Below are 21,128 nucleotides of genomic sequence, written 5' to 3'. Positions count from 1 at the left end.
AGTTTTATTTCTAAATTTTATTTATCTCATATTCTTACAACATCGAAAATTAGTACTTATAACTTTAATCTAAAATTTTACTATGCTAATATAATAACGATATTGTATTTTATCAAATAGCTAGTAAAGGAGTTGATTAAAATGAAGCATATAAAAGTTGTGACTCTCACTGCAGCTGCAATCATGTCGACTGCTTTTGCTCAAGAAGCCTCTGCAGCATCGACATATACAGTTAAAAAGGGAGATACACTTTCTTTTATTGCCTCAAAATTCAAAACAACGGTTTCGAATTTAAAGAAGTTGAATGATTTGACGGGTGACATTATTTATCCAAACCAAGTCATCACAGTATCTAGCAGTACATCATCATCCGGTATTACCGAACGTTCTACCAGTTCTAAAACTTACACCATTAAATCTGGAGATACATTATCAGCAATAGCTGCTAAGCACTCTACGACTGTAAGTAAACTAAAGAGCTGGAATGATTTAAAGAATGATCTCATTTACCCTGGTCAAATTATCAAAGTGGCCGAAGGTGCTTCCAGTTCCTCCTCAAACACCGGTAATTCGTCTTCCGGCAGCACCTCAGTGACTTCCAATCAGACGTATACGGTGAAATCAGGAGACACATTAAGTAAAATTGCCCGTGAATATTCAGCCACGGTCAGTCAGCTTATGAACTGGAACAACCTATCGAGTACGGTTATTTATCCGAATCAAACATTAAAGGTATCAAAGTCTTCAACTACTTCTGGATCTAGCAGTTCGAGTTCTTCTAGTTCGTCCAACAGTAGTTCATCTGCTACTACTTATACGGTGAAATCTGGCGATTCTTTAAGCAAAATTGCCAACAAGTATTCGATTACAGTCAGTCAACTTAAGAGCTGGAATAACCTGTCCAGTACGATTATATATCCAAATCAAGTGTTAAAGGTGTCTAAGCCTTCTACTACTGGGTCAAACAGCTCTTCAAGCTCTTCCGGCAGTACTGCTACTTCGACGACCTATACAGTTAAGTCGGGAGATACACTAAGTAAAATTGCAAAAAAATATTCTATGACTGTTTCACAAATTAAGTCGATGAATGGTTTAAAGTCCGACATAATTTATGTGGGGCAAAAGCTGAAAATTTCAAAGGCAGCAAGTGATTTGCCTTCTGTTTCCGAACCTTCAAGCGGGTCTTCTTCCGCTCAGGAAACGATAGGAAACCCAGCTTTTACATCTAAACTGATATCCATCAGCAAAAGCTTTATCGGCACAAAATATGTGTGGGGAGGAACAACACCATCTGGGTTCGATTGCAGTGGTTTTCTTTATTATGTCTTTAATAAAACAGGACACTCTATGCCAAGATACACTGCTGAAGGCTTCTTTAATCGTTCCTATTATGTAAGTTCTCCTCAGCCTGGGGATCTCATTTTCTTTTCCGGTACATATAAGAAAGGAATCTCCCATTTAGGCATCTATCTAGGAAATAATGAATTTATTCATGCTGATAACAGCGGAGTACGTATTACTAGTACAAACAACAGCTATTATAAAAAACATTTTGATAGTTATAAGCGATTATACGCTAATTAAGATTCAGCGAGCGGGTTCTATTACCCGCTCGCTGTTTTTTCACCAATAGACTCGCCTTCCCTCTAATGGTAAATTAATAATATATCTGCACTACAAATAGTGATTCTAATAGAAAGGTTGTTAAGTATGAGTCACATATATAATGAAAGAGAAATAATAGAACCTGTCCATTTATGCGATGAGAAAGGTAATTTAAAACCTGATAGCGTAGGCTGGTCGAGAAAGCCTCTTATCAGCGGAAATGTCACCGGACACTTTCTTCGTAAAAAGAAATGGAATTATTGGTGTATTACAAATAAAGATGTTCTTTTTTCAGCTACAATCAGTCATTTAGATTTCGCAATGGTTTGCTTTGTTTATTATCTGGATTTAAACACCAATACATTTTTTGAGAAAACTGCCTTATTTCCTTTTAAAAGTAATAAAGCGCTCCCTGATGATGTATTGGCAAGCACTAAACTTACATCCAAACAAATGGACATCGATATAGTATGGGAAAACAATCGTTTTCTGCTAAACGTGGAGATTCCTAATTTTAACGAAAAGCCGTTACTGGCAAATTTTGAAATCACTTATCCTGAAACCGATTCGTTGAGTGTTGTCATTCCCTGGAGTGATCAAACATTTCAATTAACAACGAAAATGCACTGTCTTCCTACTAAAGGGACGCTGACTATTGGGTCTAAAACCTATCAATTTAATCCTGCTGAAAGCTATGCCAGCTTAGATTACGGACGGGGTGTCTGGCCAAGAAATTGTACCTGGAATTGGGGTATGGCTTCAGACAACCAAGGAAATGATGTAATTGGTCTGAATTTCGGCGGACAATGGACTGATGGGACAGGCTTTAATGAAAATGCCGTATTAGTTAATGGACGGCTGACAAAAATCAGTGAGGATATGAAGTTTCACTATAATAAACATGATTTCATGCAGCCATGGAGGATTGACTCTCTGGCGACAGATTGTGTGAGGCTCACTTTTACACCTCTATATGAACGCATCGCCAAGACAGATGCTATTATAGTTAAATCAGAAGTACATCAAATGGTAGGCCACTATAACGGAGAAATACGCTTACCGGACAACACGATCCTGACAATCCAGCAAATGCTTGGCTGTATTGAAGAACACATAGCATTATGGTAGATTGATATTCACTTATTCAAATACAACTATACGAATGTGTATATATTAAAAGTTGGTTTCATGTTTCATATTTTTTTCAATCAAGAACGTTAGCTTACCTAACTAGCAATTGAGTTGACAAATATAAGTGACACCATTACAATTTACTTGTTACTTACTAAAAATAAGCATAACATATAATAATAACTTTATTTATAGAACTGTGGGGGATTTACTTTGTCAAATCTACATAAAGACTTATCAACGATCATTAAGGAACGTCATTCAATCAGACAGTATGATGCTTCTTTTAAAATTTCCGAAGAAGAATTAAAAAGCATCCTTGAAGAAGCTACTTTAGCTCCATCTTCTAGCAATATGCAAGCTTGGAGCTTTATCGTAGTTAAAGATGAGGATAGAAAGAAAGATCTTGCCTTATATGGTAACAATGCAAAGGTGGCTGAAAATGCATCTGCTGTTATTGCTGTCCTTGGGGATACTGAAATGTATAAAAAAGCAGATCAAATCTACGATATGATGTTTGAAGCAGGCTATGTTGACGAAGAAAATAGACAAAGGCTCGTTAATGATGTTAAACGGGTCTATCCGGGTGCACCTTTAGAAACAAGAGCTAATATGGCAAGCTTTGATGCCGGTCTAGTTTCCATGCAATTGATGCTGATAGCGAAAAATCGCGGGCTGGATACCATTACTATGGGCGGCTTCGATAAAACTGCTTTTGCTAAAAATTTCAATGTGGATGAAAGATATATTCCATTAGTATTAATCGCAATTGGTAAAGCAGAGGGTGATCATTACTTTAAAACCGTACGCTTACCTGTAGAAGATATTACTACATTTATCTAATTAAGATGTATAAGGATAGAGCTGTCACACTAGTTGGCAGCTCTATTCTTCATTTTTTCATACCAATATAAAGTAAATGTGAAGAAGTACCGAGCAGGGATGGTTCCGTTGCATACTCAATCAACAGGTCTACTATTTTTCCCATTTCGCCTTCACCCTTCTCTCTCCAATAATTCCACTGATGATTCGTAACCATAGAACCTATATTAGATCCTATTAGCGCTACTTTTTCAAATCCACTTGATTTCATAAATGGATCTATATCTTCTACACGATAATAGAATGCACCCGTAAATCTCCCACTTTCTGCGTGATTAAAACAGCCGGTCTCGGTAAACTTTCGAATGGCTTCCACCGTGTTGTTTGGTCGCCAATTTTCAGGAGACATGAGTGAATTTAACATATGCTTTACTCTTGGCATAAATGCTATGAAAACAAGGCCGTTTTTCTTGGTTACACGATATAATTCTTTTACCGCCATCAATCGATCCTCTTCCTGCTGCAAATGGTATAGTGGCCCTAGCATTAATGAAGCATCGAATTGTTCATCTTCTATTGCAGACAGGTCTCTTGCATCTATGTTATAAAACCCATCAAATTGGGCAAACAGTCCCAATTCCCGCGCTTTATCTTCAGCAATATCAACCAAGCTCGGTGTCAGATCCGACAGGGTAACGCGATACCCCTCTTCAGCCAGCTTAAGCGAATATTTCCCTGGGCCTGCTCCATTGTCCAAAACAGTACCTGATGGAGTTAAATATTTTTTAATATAATGCCAATTCACCTGAAACTCAATTGGTTCCCTGTCTAATCTGCCCCACTCATCAAATTCACTATAGTAATCAACAATCTCATTCATACCGATCCCCCTTTAAACTATAAAACGATTTGACTACTTATGTTCAAGAAAGAGAGCTTAAAACCCTCCTAATTGTTAAAAATATTATTCGTGAAGCAGGAAAACAACCATTCCCTCTATGCTTGTGATTTATGATAAAGAACTAAAATAGATTAGAAAATTAAAATCCTTCAAAGAGGAATTAGTGCCATAGAAGCACAAATTAACAATCAATGATTTGACTCCAAGTCTACTGAATGAACCTACTACTAGTAGAGAATAAACCTATATTACAGAAGATTTCTTTTCTGTCCTTCCATAAAAAAAGCCGCTCAAATTGACTCCAATTGAGCGGCAAAAACATTAACTTTTTGAAATGAATCCTTATCTATTTTCCTTTTAATTCATCCATACTCTCATCACGGATATTAATTGCTCCAGGTTAATTGGTTTACTGATATAGTCTGATGCACCAGCCGCTAAGCATTTTTCACGATCGCCCTTCATTCCTTTTGCTGTTAAGGCAATAATCGGTAGTGATGCAAACTCTGAATTCTGACGGATACGTTTCATCGTCTCATATCCGTTCAATTCAGGCATCATAATATCCATCAGGATCATATCTATCTGGCAATCCTTTTTTAGAATCTCCAAGCATTCGATTCCATTATGAGCTACTAAGACTTCCATTTTCTTTTTTTCAAGAATTGCTTTTAGTGAGTATATGTTACGCTGATCATCATCTGTAATAAGCACTCTTTTTCCATGGAGTATGTCCAATTGTATATCATCATTTATTTCTTTAGCCGCAGCTACTTCAACAATCATTTGATTATATTGATTTTCTTGATTTACATTCTGATTCTGTAGATACGGTATATAAAGAGTAAACGTACTACCTTTACCTACTTCACTTTCAACAAATATATGACCGTTAAGCAAATCGGATAATTTTTTGCAGATTGATAAACCTAAGCCTGTTCCACCGTATTTTTGTACAGTAGATCCGTCTCCCTGTTGAAAGGCCTCAAAAATGGTTTGTTGCTTATCTTGATGGATTCCTATACCTGTATCCATTACAACAATTCTTATCCACTCATCAGATTGGGACATATCATGGTTAGCTTTTTTTTCACATGTATGGTTTATTTTTTCCAACTTCACAGACACTTTTCCTCGTTCTGTGAACTTAATAGCATTGGATAGTAAGTTTTTTACGATCTGCTGAATTTTTTGTACATCTGTATAAAAATAGGAAGGTAGATTCTCATCTATTTCAATTGTGAATCCAAGTTGTTTTCTTTCGGCTTGTGGCGAAAATATATTAAAGGTTTCAACTAACTCACTGATGTTCATTTTGCTATATGTGATTTCAGACTTTCCAGCTTCTATTTTTGAAAGGTCAAGTATATCGTTAATTAAAGATGTTAAACTATTTGCAGCCGAATAAATATATTCAATATACTCTTTTTCCTCTGCTGAAAAACAATCACTATCTACGTCTATTAGCATCTCTGCAAGAATTAAAATACTATTTAAAGGAGTACGAAGTTCATGGCTTATATTCGCAAGAAATTCAGATTTATAATTTGAGCTTTGCATTAATTGTTCATTCTTAATTCTTAATTCTTCCTGGGACTTTTCGAGTTCCTTCGTTTTCTGTATAGCTTCTTGCTCACGTTCTTCCAGAAGTTCATTTATTGTCATTAATTCTTCTGACTGTGAATGAAGCTCTTCCGTCTGAACCTGCAATTCCTCAGTCATTGCTTTTGATTCATTTAGCAAGCATTCAATTTCCATTCTATTTAGAACACTGTGTATGGCCAAACCGAGAGATTCATTCACCTGCTGAATGGCTTGGTATTGTATATCTGAAAAGCCAGTTATACTTGCAAATTCAAGAACCCCAATCGTGTTGTTTTCATAAATGATTGGGACAATTAAGAAAGCTTTTGGTTTTGCCTCACATAAGCCCGTTGAAAGTAGTTGGTAATCTTCCGGGAAATCTTCTAACATAACTATTTTTTGATCAATAGCAGCCTGCCCAATAATCCCCTCACCAACTTTAAATTGATCTTTTCCACCGTCACCATAGGATGCTGCACGATAAAAACATGTTTCATCAGCTTGACCCCTCAAATAGAGCGCCCCAATCGAAGCACCTACTAATGGTGCAAGCTTCCCTTGAAGACGTTTTGCAAATTCATTTATATCAAAGACACTTTGTGTTAAGCTTGTTATTTCATTAATTTTTGATAGTACCCAGTTCTGTATCTTGATATCTTTCAAATACGCTTTCTCATTTTTATTGTAGATTTTTAAAGACACGGACATATTATTAAAAGCTTCAGCAATCAGACCTATTTCATCATCCGTTTTTACTTCAAGCCTGTGGAGGGTCGATGGATCATTTAAATCAATTTCTTTCAATACAGTTGTTATTTGTTTTAAGTCCTTTGTTGTTGAACGAATAACCCAGTATCCAATTAACCCAATTAACCCGCAGGAAGTTATTGTTAACAAGAAAACAACCTGACACAAATGATTGTACTTTTCACTTGCCCGTTTAAATGCGCCCTCCATCATCTCCTCTTGATAGCTAATAAACTCTTCTATTGACTCTGTTAGCTTAGAACTTGATTCCTCTATTTTCTTCCAATTTTTACTAACGTACTCATTGTCTTGTATTAGTTCCATTATGATTATTCGTTCGTTTTCTTTGTATATACGATATAGGGATGCGCAATCCATTAATATTTCCCTAGCTTCCTCATTTAGTGTCATACCATGGATTTTTGCAAAATGTTCTTCAATCTTGACATGATTTTCAGCAAGTTTATCTTGTATAGTAGCTGATGTTACTCCTGATAGATCATTCGCAATACTCCCAACCAACATTTTTGATGAACTGACGTTCTTTTCTATCTCATAAGTATAATTCACTTTTTTATATCGATTTTCTACAATTTCTAATAAGTCCTCACGGGAGCTATTTAAATTCTGGATGGTCATTACCGAAAAGAGTACGATTACCACCATAATCAGGATTATAGAAATTTGGAATCTCCTTCCAAATCCTAATTTACTGCTAATCATCATCCTCATCCTCTACGCTTAGTATTCAACCTAACTATTTTAATATCCTAAGTTTTCTATTTATACCGGTATTATTAGCCAGTTCATACAAAATACTGTATGACTGATTGAACAACAATCAACAAGCTATATATAAGAAAATAGTAATCAAAAAAAGTGAGCAACTTCTCTGTATTCCAATATTACAGCTTTTATTTTGAAAAGAAATACAGTTTTTTTGGCGACGTTTCGAATTTGTATAATGAGATAAAATGGAGGTGTTTACTTTGCGAAGCGTTGATAAAAAAGAAATCGTTAAAGTATGGTTTCGGGATGTATTTACGGACGGGAATACAGATATTTTAAAAGATATTGCATCAGCGGATATGGTTACTCATTCTCAGGGAAATGACGAGGGCTATGTCGGTATCGAGCACTTTAAAAATTGGCTATCCTGGTATTGCACCTCTTTTTTGAGCGCGAATGGACCGTTCATGACACGATTGAAGAAGGGGATAAAATCGTTGCATGCTATAGCGGATATAGCATTTATAAAGGCGGATTACTGGATATTCCTTCTGAAAATCAACAGGTTAAAGAAACGGGTATCATCATATTTCGAATCGAGAATGGTAAAATTGCCGAACAATGGTGTGAAATGAGTGATTTACAGCTTATTCAGCAGTTAGGAGTTAAATTTGCTACAAACTAAATTATGTAGAGCTATTCTTTTAAGAATTTCCACTGAATGGCTCTTTTAATCCATTTTTTCCGATTTGTTCCATATAAAAAAAAACAGCGGATTTTAACCGCATCCACTGTAATATAGTAATATTTTGGTAGTAGAATTTAATAATCAATTAGATGAATTAACACTTCTGATTCTTTTTTGTAAAAAATATTGATGATGTCCTTCTGGATGATTTTCAATCACTCCAAATACGGAAAATCCGTTTTTCTTATAGAAGTCTGGCGCTTGAAAGCTGAATGTATCCAACATCAGAAGTGTACATCCTTTTTCTATTGCATAGTTTTCAACTCTTGCCAGAAGCTCTTTCCCTACTCCTTTTTGTCGCAATTGATCGTCAATCCACAGGAAATCAATCTGCATTCTTCCCCAGCTGTAATGAGCTGCGATTCCGCCCTGTATATGATTGTGGTCGTCCTTTACCACATAGGTGACTTTCCCATAAGCTGTATTATTATGCTCCGGCAGTTTTTGGCGATTAAAATCAATTAAATGTTCCCGGATAAACACTTGATCTCCTTCGGTGCCGAGCTCTATTTTAATCACTCAAACAACCTCTCCTTCTTAATCAACGAGTTCTTTATACATTAGTATATCGTCCACATACTGACCATTCAGAAAAAATTCTCCCTTTAATACCCCTTGCTCAATATAGCCATTCCTCTTATAGAAAGAAATAGCTGGTGTATTTGTGGACAATACTCTTAAAGAAATTTTTCGAATCCCACGCTTCTTCCCCTCTTCATCTAAAAACTGCAGTAATTTACTGCCTATACTCTTTCCCTGAAAGTCAGGATGGACACCAATCGCCATTTCCCATACATGACAATTGCTCTCCAGTGGAGTAGGATATTTAACAGACATATAGCCCGCAACTCTCCCGTCCTCAATTGCGACAAACATGCTTCCCGGCGGAAAATGCTGAGCATAATCGGCTACTGATTCCCAAACAATCGGCATCGGTGTATTTGTATAATTCCAAATTAAATTTTCAAGTTCTATTAATTGTTCGTAGTCCTCAATTCTTGATGAACGTATGACCATTTAATCTAATCCCCTTTTCAACCATCTATCCTATATTTTACTCTTTAAACGCTTAAATGATCTATCAAAGTCAAAAAGCATTGCCACCCTCTAAGGAATGACAATGCCATGAAAAGGATGTTATCCTCTCTATTTCGTTAATTCTAGGAATTCATTTACATCAGCAATTGCAAGATCCACACCAGCCTGCCAGAAATCTGGTTTCGTTAGGTCTACACCTAAATGTTTCATCGCAAGCTCCTCTGTTGTCATAGCAGCTGTATCCTGCAATAATGCAATATATTTCTTTTCAAATGACTTACCTTCTTTTAAAGATAAGTGATAAATCCCTAAGCTAAACAAATATCCAAACGTGTACGGGAAATTATAAAATGGCACTTCTGCAATATAGAAATGCAATTTACTTGCCCAGAAGGTTGGATGATATTCACTCAGAGAATTTTGATATGCCTCTTTTTGTGCAGTTGCCATCATTTCGTTTAAGCGCTCAACGGAAACCAATCCATTTTTGCGTTCTGTATAATAATTTTTTTCAAAAATAAAACGGGCATGAATGTTCATGAACATAGCAATCGCATTTAGTATTTTGTTATCGAGCAATGTGATTTTTTCTGCATCAGATACAGCAGCACGGACACTGGCATCAGAGCAAATTTGTTCAGCAAATGTAGACGCTGTTTCAGCGACATTCATCGCGTAATCTGTATTAAAGAATGGCTTATCATTTAATACATGGCTGTGGAAAGCATGGCCCAGTTCATGAGCAAGCGTTGCCACACCGCTTGGTGAGCCTGAATAGGTCATAAAGATACGTGATTCATTTGTTTCAGGAAAGCTTGTACAGAATCCTCCAGGACGCTTGCCAGGACGGTCCTCTGCTTCAATCCACGCCTTTTCAAATGCTTCCTGGGCAAATTTAGGCAATTCATCACCGAATTTCGCAAAATTATCGATGATAAACTTTGCTCCCTCATCAAATGTGTAATGCATCGGTTCCGTTGTTACGATCGGTGCATCAACATCTACCCAGCTCAATTTCTCTTTACCTAAAAGCTTTGCCTTACGGTTAAGAAACTCTACAAAAGGCTGCTTATTTTTTGCAATGACATCCCACATTACATCCAATGTTTCTTTCTTCATTCGGTTATACTGCAAGGGCTCTTTCATAAAATCTTCAACACCATGCATTTTATAATTAGCCAAACGGAAGCCGCCTAAATGATTTATCGTGTCAGCAAACAAAGGGGCTTTTTCTCCCCAGGCTTTTTCCCATTTCTTGAAAATTTCCGCTCGGACTTCTGGATTAGGATCGTCGTGCATCTTATTAAAAGCTTGGCCAGCTGATAAATGAACAGTCTCGCCATCTTCATTTGTATAAGGAATCTCAATCATTTTTACAAGTGAATCGTAATGGGTACTCCACCCGACATATCCATCTACGCGCAATGCATTAATGAGTGCTTCTTCAGCTTCCGATAATTGTTCCTTACCATGTTCCCTTTGCTCATTAATATAGAAAGCTATTTCACTGATTTCTGGTTGTTCGATGATTTCTTGCCAGACAGCATCATTTATTTGGACAAGTTTAATTGTAAATCCTGTAAAAACTGTTTCGAATTCACTTATTAATGTGTATACTTCTCCATTTAATTGATCCGCCTTTGTATCATGGACATTTTGGGCAGTAGCACATTCAAGAAATGCCGATACCTGATAGATTGCTTTTTGCAGTACCTCTGTTTGTTTTAATATAGAAACAATCTCTTTGGTACCGCTAACGTCTGAAGGAGCCTGCCAAGCTTTTACTGCCCCTTTGTATGTATTTAACAGCTCTTTGATTTCAGCTAATTTTGATAGTAATTCAGGTGACTCAGAGCCATTTGGAAATATGTTATCCAAATTCCATGTTAGAGAGTAATTCATTCAAAAACCTCCTGTCTTTTCACAATTTTCAGTATACAACTTTTATTACCAGTTGGATATATATTTTCCTCAATAATAGTACTGTCTCCCATATGCTATCTACTCATCCTCTTGAACCTCTTGATTGGTTACCCTTTTTAATATATAAAGTAAAACTTTTTATCTATCCAATATTTTTCCGTATAATGAGAGTTAATACAGCACGAAGAAAATAAGGAGACAGGTTATGGGATATTTTCAATCAGAGGAGACTTATCAATTATTAAATGCAGTAGGAGAAAATATTTTTATTTGTGATGATCAATTAACCATCATATTTATCAATCGTTACGCTGACAAATTAATTCAATGTCTAAGTCCTTTTACCGGTTTATCAAGTAAGGAAGAATATATCGGGAGAAACATAGCAGAATTTGATCAAGGGGGGAACTGCAAGAGGACAATACTCGAAAACGATTCCTTCCCCAATACCATCAGAATTATATTTTTCAATAAATACACAGCTAAGATTGCAATAAGTCCCTTTACATTCAACAATGGTTTAACAGGTTATATGCTCACTTGGAAGGATGTAACCGATTATGAAGAAGAAATACATAAAGGACATTCGATGATGGAAGAAATGTATGCTCCTATCATCAAAACAATTCTGGATGATGTACTTTTAATGCCCATTACTGGATTTTTGTCTGAAGATCGTCTTCATAAGATCAAAGAGAAGGCTTTATATGAAAGCTCTGATAAACAGGCTTCCTATATGGTGATTGATTTTACTAGCGTAACTTCACTGGATGACGAATATATTGTGGCAGAGCTGGAGGTCATCTCTCAATCCCTTGCTTTATTGGGTACAAAAGCTATATATACAGGCCTGTCCACTACTCTTGTCCGCCAAATCGTAAACCAGGGAACAAAAATAAAGAATGAAACATTTGCTACGTTTAATCAGGCTATGAATCATATCTGCAAAATAAAAGGCTACAAGTTGGTAAAATATTAATCTTGATCTTCCTCTTCAGCTTGATTTATTAAAATCAAGCTGTTCTTTTTGTCAACTGATTTGCAAACGAATGACAATTCGTTTCCGCAGCTTTTGTGACAATATTGTTTCATAAATTTGAATTAATTATAGTAATTTTAGTTTAGTTATAGATATTTGCAAATTATAGGACTATTATATCTAATATAAACAAGGTCATTGTAAATTTAACTAATTATTAATATATACATAGGGATAACCTACTAAACAATTTAAACTATTTAAGCCAACTCTTCATTCACGCAAAAATAATTAGTTACTTTTATAATAGAGGTGACAGCACTTTATAAATGGTTTTTTTTCGTCTGTTTTGTGAATGAATGAACAATGCATAAGAATTGAAAGGTGTGAACAGTTAAATGGAAGTATTGGATCTCGCTAGGTTTCAGTATGCAGCAACTACTATTTATCACTTCTTCTTTGTACCACTATCCATTGGATTGGTATTTTTAGTTGCTATTATGGAAACATTGTATTTTTTTAAGAAAAAAGAAATTTATTTGGACATGGCAAAGTTTTGGGGAAATATCTTTCTCATATCATTTGCTGTCGGAGTAGTTACAGGAATTATCCAAGAATTCCAGTTTGGAATGAACTGGTCAGAATACTCCCGCTTTGTCGGAGATGTATTTGGTGTTCCATTGGCTATTGAAGCCTTACTGGCTTTCTTTTTAGAATCCACATTCATTGGTGTATGGATGTTTGGACGTGACCGATTGCCAAGATGGGTTCACTTACTATCCATATGGCTTGTATCGATTGGTACAATTTTTTCTGCCTTGTTTATTCTCGCTGCGAATTCTTTTATGCAGGAACCCGTTGGGATTGCAGTGGAGAATGGAAAAGCAGTACTAAAAGATTTCGGGGCTTTTATCACAAATCCTCAGCTGCTTGTTGAATTTCCTCATACTGTCTTTGGAGCTTTTGCTACTGGAGCATTCGTAGTCGGGGGTATCAGCGCATTTAAAATACTGAAAAAACAAAACATAGAGATCTTTAAGAAATCATTTACAATTGCAATGATTGTAGCAATGATTTCAGGACTGGGAATCGCCTTTACTGGTCACTGGCAGGCACAGCATTTAATGTCCTCACAGCCTATGAAAATGGCAGCGAGTGAGGGTCTATGGGAAGATAGCGGTGACCCGGCTAGCTGGTCGCTAATCGCTAATATTGATGAAGAAAATCGTGAAAACAAATGGTCTGTTGAAATCCCTTATGCCTTAAGTATCTTAGCCTATAACAGTTTTGAGGGATCTGTAGAGGGAATGAATACACTCCAGGAGAAATACACGGAGCTTTATGGTGAGGGAGATTATATTCCACCCGTTGAAGCTGTATATTGGAGCTTCCGCATTATGGTAATTGCCGGGGTAATAATAATGGGATTAGCAGCATTGGGGCTGTTATTCTTAAAGAAAAATATCCTAGTGAATCAATCACTCTATTTAAAAGCTATGGTTGGCGCAATTGCCCTTCCATTTATGGCCAATACAGCAGGTTGGATTATGACTGAAATCGGTCGTCAGCCTTGGACAGTCTTTGGTTTATATACGACAGCACAATCTGTTTCTCCAAATGTAACAGCAGGAGAGCTTTTAACATCAATCATTGTATTTTTAGGAGCCTATACCATTCTTGCTTTCGTATTAATCACTCTGATTGTGAAAGAAATCAAAAAGGGTCCATATCATACAAACGATACAAAACCAGATGTAGATTTATTTGACAAGGAGGCCTTTGGAGCATGAGTTTAAATGAGTTATGGTTTATCCTTGTAGCAGTATTATTTGTTGGTTTCTTTGTTTTAGAAGGATTTGACTTTGGTGTTGGAATGTCAACTCGTTTTCTCGCACGTAATCAAAAAGAGCGGAATCAGTTGGTTTCTACCATCGGGCCTTTCTGGGATGCAAATGAAGTATGGTTGATTACTGCAGGCGGTGCTATTTTTGCGGCATTCCCTGAATGGTACGCAACCATGTTCAGTGGGTACTATCTACCATTTGTTTTATTCCTGTTGGCCTTAATTGTACGAGGAGTTGCTTTTGAATTCAGACATAAAGTCCATGAAAAGTGGATCAGTTTCTGGGATTGGATGATATTTGTCGGCAGTATCATTCCTGCATTTGTGCTGGGTGTACTATTCACCAGCCTTGTACGCGGTATGCCAATTGATGCATCTAAAAATATGTATGCAGGCTTTGGAGATTATTTTGATCTCTACTCAATTGTTGGCGGAATTGCGATGATTGTGTTATGCCTTGTGCATGGTTTAACATTCATCGGCATTCGGACAGAGGGACAGATTCGTGATCGTGCACGTTCTTTAGTATCAAAAATATATTTAATTCTATTAGCAGGTCTGATAGTTTTCGCTGTACTAACCTATACAATGACTGACTTATTTGAAGTACGGCCGCTCGCTACACCATTATTCCTGGTCGGTGCAGTAGTAACAACCGTATTAGGTTATGTATTCTCAGCAAAGAAAAGGGAAGCTTTAGCCTTCACTATGACGGCTTTAACTATGCTATTTACTGTTACGATGTTATTTGTTGGTCTGTTCCCAAGAGTAATGGTCAGTTCAATTAGTTCCGAATATAACTTAACTATTTTGAATGCTTCCAGTGGACCATATACCCTTAAGGTGATGACCATCGTAGCATTAATATTACTTCCCTTCGTTCTTGGCTATCAAATATGGAGCTATTATGTATTCAGAAAGCGTATTTCTGATAAGGAACCGGTGAGTCATTAATGATAAACAAAGAGATTTTATCTATAAAAGGAATAAAGAGCACCATGACATTCCTATTCGTGATTTCTTTAGTACAGGGGATTGCCATTATTATTCAGGCCATCTACCTTGCTGAAGGAATTACAAACTTATTTAATGGGGAAAAGCTGTCTGAACAGCTTATCCCCTTCCTTTTATTCGTATTAGCTTTTTTGGGGCGCCACCTTTTGACTTTTATTCGTGATAAATGGATGGATCGCTTTGCCTCCGAATCAGGTACAGCGATGCGAAAAGAATTATTGAAGAAATTATTTGAATTGGGCCCGCGATTCACCCAATCCGAAGGAACAGGCAGCTTAGTAACGATGGCTTTGGAAGGTGTTTCCCAGGTTGAAACGTATTTAAAGTTATTCTTGCCCAAGATGATGAGTATGTTCCTGATTCCTCTGTTAATTGTAGGGTTTATGCTGACACTTGATTTGACTTCTGCGGGAATTGTAATCATTGTACTCCCTATTCTTTTATTCTTTATGGCTATGCTTGGTATTGCAGCAAAGCGTAAGGCTGATAAACAATATGAATCCTATCAAATCCTTTCCAACCATTTTGTTGATTCCTTACGTGGCTTGGAAACTTTACGACTTCTGGGCTTAAGTAAAAAGTACGATCGAAATATCCAAAACGTAAGTGAACGTTACCGAAAAGCAACGATGGGGACATTGCGAATTGCTTTCCTTTCAACATTTGCGCTCGATTTCTTCACCTCCCTTTCAGTCGCTATTGTCGCCTTATTCCTGGGTGTTCGGCTTATGGAAGGTGCAATTTTATTAGGACCGGCACTTACGGTATTAATCCTTGCTCCTGAATACTTTTTACCGATTCGGGATTTTGGAACAGATTACCACGCTACTTTAGACGGAAAAAACAGCATGTCTGCTATTCAACGGATTATTAATTGGCCGCTTGATCTAAAACAAAAACAAAATACCAAATTCTCTACTTGGTCAAATCAGGATTCCTTAACCATTAGCAACTTGACAGTCCAACATATGGAATCCAATCAATCCGCTCTGAAAGATCTATCATTTTCATGGAAGGGATACGGAAAAATCGGTATTATTGGCGCAAGCGGTGCCGGAAAATCTACCTTAATTGATGTACTTGGCGGATTTTTAAACCCTACATCCTGCACAGTAACTATTAACAATCATTCCCATTCCTCTTTTGAAGAAATGAGCTGGCAGGATCAATTGCTATATATTCCACAGCATCCTTATCTATTTAACGATACTGTACGAAATAATATTACATTTTACACTCCAAATGCCAGTGAAGAAGAACTTCAGTTGGCTATTGAGCGAGCTGGATTAAGAGAAGTTGTTGACTCCCTACCAAATGGTTTGGATGAACAAATTGGAGAAAGCGGCCGTATGCTGAGCGGCGGTCAGGAACAGCGAGTTGCTTTAGCACGGGCATTCCTTGATAAAAACAGAAAAATCCTCTTATTTGATGAGCCAACTGCTCACCTTGATATAGAGACGGAATATGAATTAAAGCAAAATATCGTTCCTTTATTTGACGATCATCTTGTGTTCTTTGCAACTCATCGACTTCATTGGATGACAGATATGGACCAAATTATCGTTTTAGATCAAGGTCGTATCGTTGAAATCGGAAGTCATGAGGAACTATTGAATAAAGAAGGCCATTATTATCAATTAGTTAAAGAACACTTAGGGGGAAATGAGGTGCACCATGGCTAAGAAAAAAGACTATATATCCATTCTCACTAACTCTTGGGTTGGTCCTTATTTATCCCAAAATAAGTGGCTCTTAACTATCGTAATCGTACTTGGTATTGGCACGTTCTTTAGCGCAGGTGCTTTAATGTTTACATCTGGCTATTTAATATCTAAATCTGCCACTTTACCAGAAAACATCCTCCTTGTGTATGTACCGATTGTCCTGGTAAGACTGTTTGGAGTATCAAGGCCCGCCTTTCGTTATGCTGAACGCTTAAGCAGCCATAGCCTTGTTTTAAAAATACTATCGAGTATGCGCGTCCGTTTATATCAGGTACTTGAACCGGATGCTTTAGATTTCAAATCCCGATATAAAACCGGCGATTTGCTTGGTGTAATGGCTGATGATATTGAGCATCTTCAAGATTTATATATTAAAACAATCTTTCCATCTATCATTAGCATCGGTTTATATATGTTAATTGTGCTGGCTCTAGGATTCTTTTCTATTCCTTTTGCGCTTTTAATGTTTCTATTGTTATTCGTCCTGATTATTTTGTTCCCTCTCATATCACTATTAGTGACGAGAGCAAGACATGCACAAATGAAAAATGCAAGAAATGGACTATATCAATCTCTGACAGATGCTGTTATGGGAATTGGTGATTGGATGATTAGTGGCAGGCAGTCCGATTTTATCGAACGTTATGAAAAAGATGAAAAAAAGGTTGATGTACTTGAAGCGAAGATCAATCAATTTCAACGAAAACGTAATTTTCTTTTTCAAGCTGTCATATTGGTTATTACTGTGGCACTTGCCTGCTGGATTACCTTACAGGTGGAAGCCGGACAATTCTCTCCTATTTGGATTGCAGCTTTTATTCTAGTAGTGTTCCCATTAATCGATGCTTTTGCCCCATTATCCGATGCTGTTAGCCAGGTCTCCAGTTATAAAAGTTCATTGGAGCGAATGAATGGCTTACAGGAAGCAAAAGAATTAACGGGATTAAAAAGCGATGAAAATACAAGTGGATTTGATGATTTGAAGGCACAAACTGCATTGCCTATCACCTTTGATCAGATTAGTTTTTCTTATTCTTCTACGGATGAAAAGGTATTGAAGAATTTAAACTTTACCATACAGCCTGGCGAAAAAATTGCGATGCTGGGTAAAAGCGGAGCTGGGAAAAGTACAATCGTAAAGCTTTTATTAGGTGCATATAAACCTGATCAAGGAAAAATCAGTATAGGAGATAAAGATATTTCTCTTTTAGATTCTCAAATTACAAGCTACATTTCTGTACTGCATCAGAAACCACATTTATTTGATACTACCGTTATGAATAATATACGGCTGGGCAATCCAAATGCCAGCGATGAAGAGGTATATGAAGCTGCTAAATTAGTTAGGATGCATGATTATATTGAATCTCTTCCAAAGGGGTATCAAACGCGTATGCATGAATTGGGAGGACGTTTTTCAGGCGGAGAACGACAGCGTATTGCGCTTGCGAGAATACTTTTGCAAAAAAATCCGATTGTTATTCTAGATGAACCAACTGTCGGTCTTGATTCGCAAACCGAACGCAGCCTCCTTGAAACCATATTTAAGACGTTACACGGTAAAACAATTATCTGGATTACCCATCACTTAATGGGTGTGGAAAAAATGGACAGAGTTCTGTTTCTTCAAGACGGGGAAATCAGTATGAACGGTTCTCATGAAGAACTTCTTCAAACAGTGCCCCATTATTCAAAACTATATAAATTGGATATGCCACAGATATAAAATTAAAAACAAAAGCGCTTGAGACGATATTCGTCACCAAGCGCTTTATTTTTATTCTGCCGACAATTTCTCAGCTTGATTCCAATTTACCAGGCCATCGTCTTCATCGAATTCGATCATGACATCCACAACGCCTTTTTCCGCTAAGATTTGTTTTTTCAGACGATCTTTAATATCATCCATATTGGCAACGGTTAAAGCCGAATCAATTTCAACACAGACTTCCACATGAAAATCCTCGCCTTCTTTAATTACGACTACCTTCTGTACATCCTTGATATCTTTATCAAGAAGAACCAGATCACCAATATATTGCTCCATCAGTTCATCAGCTTCACCAAGGGCACCGGCTGCATTGTCAAGGAATACTTTACCCACTACAAACAACATCATCATTCCGATAAGAATGGAGGCAATACCCTCAGCTGCGTGCAGATTCGTTAAATGTGAAATGACAATTGCAATCATCGCTAAAACCCCACCTGCAGTAGCAACTAGGTCTTCCAAAAACACTAGTCTTGTTGCCGGCTTCGCTTTACCAAAATAGGAGAAGCTTTTATATAGGAAGGACAAGCCTTTCGCTTCCACTCCGACTTCATGCATAATTTCCTTCATTGCTTTTACTAATACAAAAGTTTCAAGGATTACACTGATGCCTAAAACACCAATACTCACCCAAAAATAACTGGATTCACTAGGATGTAAAATATGCATATATCCTTCTTTTATCGTTTCATAAGACATGATTCCTACTATTAATACCGCTCCTAAAAGAACCAGATTTACCAGGCGGCCAAATCCATTTGGAAAACGTTCTGTAGGTGCTTTTTTACTTAACGCTGACCCGATAAACACAAAGAATTGGTTGGCTGAATCTCCCAAACTATGAAGTGTCTCCGCGAATAATGCCACATTACCAGTAAACATATAAGCTGCACCTTTAATAATAGATATTACTAAGTTGACGATTGCTGCTGTAATTGCGCTTGTATTTCCTTTTTTTAGTAACTGAAATAATTCACCCATGGACCCTACTCCTTTAATTCAAATTAGAAACATGTAGATAGAAAAACTGGATATGTAAAGATTAGGCAATCCTTGTAATGAAAACTATTAAGCTATTCCATTACTACGAGGATTTAAAATAGCATTAAACATTTTGGATTACACTTCAGTGATTCACGCTATTTTCCTATGTTTCAGTTTTTTCTCCACCTCCTTACCTTTTTTCTAAGTTCCCTCAATTATCTCATCATTTTATTCCCCATCTCTAGTGTATTTACACTAAATTTGAAGAAAGAATCTAAATGAATTTATTGATGCTTTTTACTGGATTTAACATCAATACGGGCGTATAGTTACCTAGGTAACTATTTTCGAGGTGGTGGTACAATTGTCTATTTCCGGGCACCAGTATTTTTTTCATCAATATTTGCAGACAGCTCGATTATATACAAAACGATTGAATGATCAATTAGCCAAGCATAATCTATACCATTCACAATGGGCGATTATTTATTATTTAAAGCACCATGGACCTTCCACCCTCGTGGATATTAGTAATTATTTGAATGTGGAAAAGCCCACTATTACAAGAACCGTTTCCAAACTGCAAGAGCGGGATATTATCGAGCAGATTCCTAGTGATAATAAACGGGAAAAAAGAATTCAATTAACAGAAGCAGGAAGTGAAATTTATATCACTTGCATACACCATGTCAGTGAATTTGAAGAAAAAGTAATGTCAAGTGTATCAGAGGATGAACTAAAAATTATGATGAAAATACTTGGCAAAATGCAGAATCAATTACAACATGAATAAGGATGTGACTATAAATGGAAAAACCAAGACTTTGGACAAAAAACTTCCTATTAATCTCTTCAGCGAATTTATTTATCTTTTTAACATTTTATAGCTTAATGGTTACCTTAACACTTTATACAATTACTATTTTTCATACGAGCCAAAGTATAGCTGGGCTCGCTTCAAGTATATTTGTTATCGGGGCTGTGCTAGTAAGGCCTATTGCTGGCAAAAGAATTGCCTTGGTCGGAGCAAAAAAAATGCTTACTATCAGTCTAGCCTTATTTTTAGTAGCAACTATTCTCTATTTCATGACTTCAAGTCTAGCACTCTTACTAATCGTTCGTTTAATCCATGGTATTTCATTTGGTTTTGCATCAACTGCTACAGGAACACTTGTGGCCGAAATATTACCTTCATCCAGAAGAGGGGAAGGGATGGGATATTTCGCGATGAGTACAAACCTGGCTATGGCCATTGGACCGTTTCTAGGCTTAATGATCAGCAATTCCTTTTCTTATACAATTGTCTTTTCGGTTGCCGTTGTCTTTGCTTCGTTAAGTTTTATTGCCACTCTTTTCTTGAATATTCCAAAGATGCAATATACAGCTGAGCAAGTCGAATCAATGAAAGGTCATAAAATAAGTGATTACTTTGAGCTGGCCGCACTGCCAATTGCTATTACAGCTGGAGTCATTGGATTTACATATTCGAGTATATTATCTTATTTAACTTCATATTCTCAGGAGCTTAATTTAGTATCGACAGCAGGCTTCTTCTTTGTCATGTATTCTATTTGTTTAATACTAA

17 protein-coding genes are annotated in these 21,128 nt (G+C 36.8%); 11 read left to right on the top strand and 6 right to left on the bottom strand.

From position 1 onward, the window contains the following. The first annotated feature begins 141 nt into the window (after window positions 1-141). The 3 genes from AC4D4B_RS13075 (at window position 142) to AC4D4B_RS13065 (ending at window position 3,579) form a co-directional block, all read left to right on the top strand. Complete coding sequence (locus AC4D4B_RS13075) at window positions 142-1,584, top strand: C40 family peptidase (RefSeq protein ID WP_491000134.1); 1,443 nt, start codon at window positions 142-144, stop codon at window positions 1,582-1,584. A 126-nt stretch (window positions 1,585-1,710) separates the two neighbouring features. Then, window positions 1,711-2,733 (top strand): DUF2804 domain-containing protein, encoded by a 1,023-nt coding sequence (locus AC4D4B_RS13070; RefSeq protein WP_491000133.1) that lies wholly within the window; start codon window positions 1,711-1,713, stop codon window positions 2,731-2,733. 216 nt (window positions 2,734-2,949) lie between these two features. Continuing rightward, window positions 2,950-3,579, top strand: a complete 630-nt coding sequence (locus tag AC4D4B_RS13065) for a nitroreductase family protein (RefSeq protein WP_490996151.1) — start codon at window positions 2,950-2,952, stop codon at window positions 3,577-3,579. A gap of 49 nt (window positions 3,580-3,628) precedes the next feature. Here the strand turns inward: AC4D4B_RS13065 and AC4D4B_RS13060 are convergent, their stop codons facing one another. Together AC4D4B_RS13060 and AC4D4B_RS13055 are read right to left on the bottom strand one after the other, a co-directional pair. Then, on the bottom strand, window positions 3,629-4,438 hold the full coding sequence (locus tag AC4D4B_RS13060; protein WP_491000132.1) for a class I SAM-dependent methyltransferase: 810 nt from the start codon (window positions 4,436-4,438) through the stop codon (window positions 3,629-3,631). 378 nt (window positions 4,439-4,816) lie between these two features. Further along, complete coding sequence (locus AC4D4B_RS13055; protein WP_491000131.1) at window positions 4,817-7,513, bottom strand: ATP-binding protein; 2,697 nt, start codon at window positions 7,511-7,513, stop codon at window positions 4,817-4,819. 439 nt (window positions 7,514-7,952) lie between these two features. Here AC4D4B_RS13055 and AC4D4B_RS13050 point away from each other — a divergent pair, with 439 nt between their 5' ends. Beyond that, window positions 7,953-8,204 carry an ester cyclase gene (locus tag AC4D4B_RS13050; protein ID WP_491000130.1) on the top strand — a complete coding sequence of 84 codons (252 nt, stop codon included), beginning with the start codon at window positions 7,953-7,955 and terminating at the stop codon, window positions 8,202-8,204. Between the two features lie 144 nt (window positions 8,205-8,348). Here the strand turns inward: AC4D4B_RS13050 and AC4D4B_RS13045 are convergent, their stop codons facing one another. The 3 genes from AC4D4B_RS13045 to AC4D4B_RS13035 all read right to left on the bottom strand — a co-directional run bounded on the left by AC4D4B_RS13045 (window position 8,349) and on the right by AC4D4B_RS13035 (window position 11,207). Continuing rightward, window positions 8,349-8,786 carry a GNAT family N-acetyltransferase gene (locus tag AC4D4B_RS13045; protein ID WP_077248058.1) on the bottom strand — a complete coding sequence of 146 codons (438 nt, stop codon included), beginning with the start codon at window positions 8,784-8,786 and terminating at the stop codon, window positions 8,349-8,351. Window positions 8,787-8,804: 18 nt separating this feature from the next. Then, a complete protein-coding gene (locus AC4D4B_RS13040) occupies window positions 8,805-9,284 on the bottom strand; it encodes a GNAT family N-acetyltransferase (protein ID WP_066104721.1) in 480 nt (159 codons plus the stop codon). 129 nt (window positions 9,285-9,413) lie between these two features. Next, window positions 9,414-11,207 (bottom strand): M3 family oligoendopeptidase, encoded by a 1,794-nt coding sequence (locus AC4D4B_RS13035; protein WP_491000129.1) that lies wholly within the window; start codon window positions 11,205-11,207, stop codon window positions 9,414-9,416. A gap of 226 nt (window positions 11,208-11,433) precedes the next feature. On the opposite strand from AC4D4B_RS13035, the gene AC4D4B_RS13030 reads away from it, so the two are divergent. The 5 genes from AC4D4B_RS13030 to cydC all read left to right on the top strand — a co-directional run bounded on the left by AC4D4B_RS13030 (window position 11,434) and on the right by cydC (window position 18,514). Next, a complete protein-coding gene (locus AC4D4B_RS13030; RefSeq protein ID WP_491000128.1) occupies window positions 11,434-12,207 on the top strand; it encodes an STAS domain-containing protein in 774 nt (257 codons plus the stop codon). A gap of 398 nt (window positions 12,208-12,605) precedes the next feature. Then, window positions 12,606-13,997 (top strand): cytochrome ubiquinol oxidase subunit I, encoded by a 1,392-nt coding sequence (locus AC4D4B_RS13025; protein ID WP_491000127.1) that lies wholly within the window; start codon window positions 12,606-12,608, stop codon window positions 13,995-13,997. Continuing rightward, complete coding sequence (gene cydB / locus AC4D4B_RS13020; RefSeq protein WP_491000126.1) at window positions 13,994-15,004, top strand: cytochrome d ubiquinol oxidase subunit II; 1,011 nt, start codon at window positions 13,994-13,996, stop codon at window positions 15,002-15,004. The genes AC4D4B_RS13025 and cydB overlap by 4 nt, the downstream gene beginning before the upstream one ends. 2 nt (window positions 15,005-15,006) lie before the next feature. Further along, entirely contained in the window at window positions 15,007-16,746 is a 1,740-nt protein-coding gene (gene cydD, locus AC4D4B_RS13015; RefSeq protein WP_491000213.1) for a thiol reductant ABC exporter subunit CydD, read from the top strand. Between the two features lie 19 nt (window positions 16,747-16,765). Beyond that, window positions 16,766-18,514, top strand: a complete 1,749-nt coding sequence (gene cydC / locus AC4D4B_RS13010) for a thiol reductant ABC exporter subunit CydC (RefSeq protein ID WP_491000212.1) — start codon at window positions 16,766-16,768, stop codon at window positions 18,512-18,514. Window positions 18,515-18,565: 51 nt separating this feature from the next. On the opposite strand, the gene AC4D4B_RS13005 is transcribed toward cydC, so the two are convergent. Next, window positions 18,566-19,540 (bottom strand): cation diffusion facilitator family transporter, encoded by a 975-nt coding sequence (locus AC4D4B_RS13005; RefSeq protein ID WP_491000125.1) that lies wholly within the window; start codon window positions 19,538-19,540, stop codon window positions 18,566-18,568. Window positions 19,541-19,907: 367 nt separating this feature from the next. Between AC4D4B_RS13005 and AC4D4B_RS13000 the strand changes: the two genes are divergently transcribed. Both AC4D4B_RS13000 and AC4D4B_RS12995 read left to right on the top strand, forming a co-directional pair. Further along, window positions 19,908-20,336, top strand: a complete 429-nt coding sequence (locus tag AC4D4B_RS13000; RefSeq protein WP_491000124.1) for a MarR family winged helix-turn-helix transcriptional regulator — start codon at window positions 19,908-19,910, stop codon at window positions 20,334-20,336. A gap of 14 nt (window positions 20,337-20,350) precedes the next feature. Beyond that, the coding region (locus tag AC4D4B_RS12995; protein ID WP_491000123.1) for an MFS transporter at window positions 20,351-21,128 on the top strand (778 nt) is incomplete at its 3' end.

The organism is Pradoshia sp. Z6_59, assembly GCF_058267515.1.
This window is presented reverse-complemented; position numbering and strand designations above follow the sequence as displayed.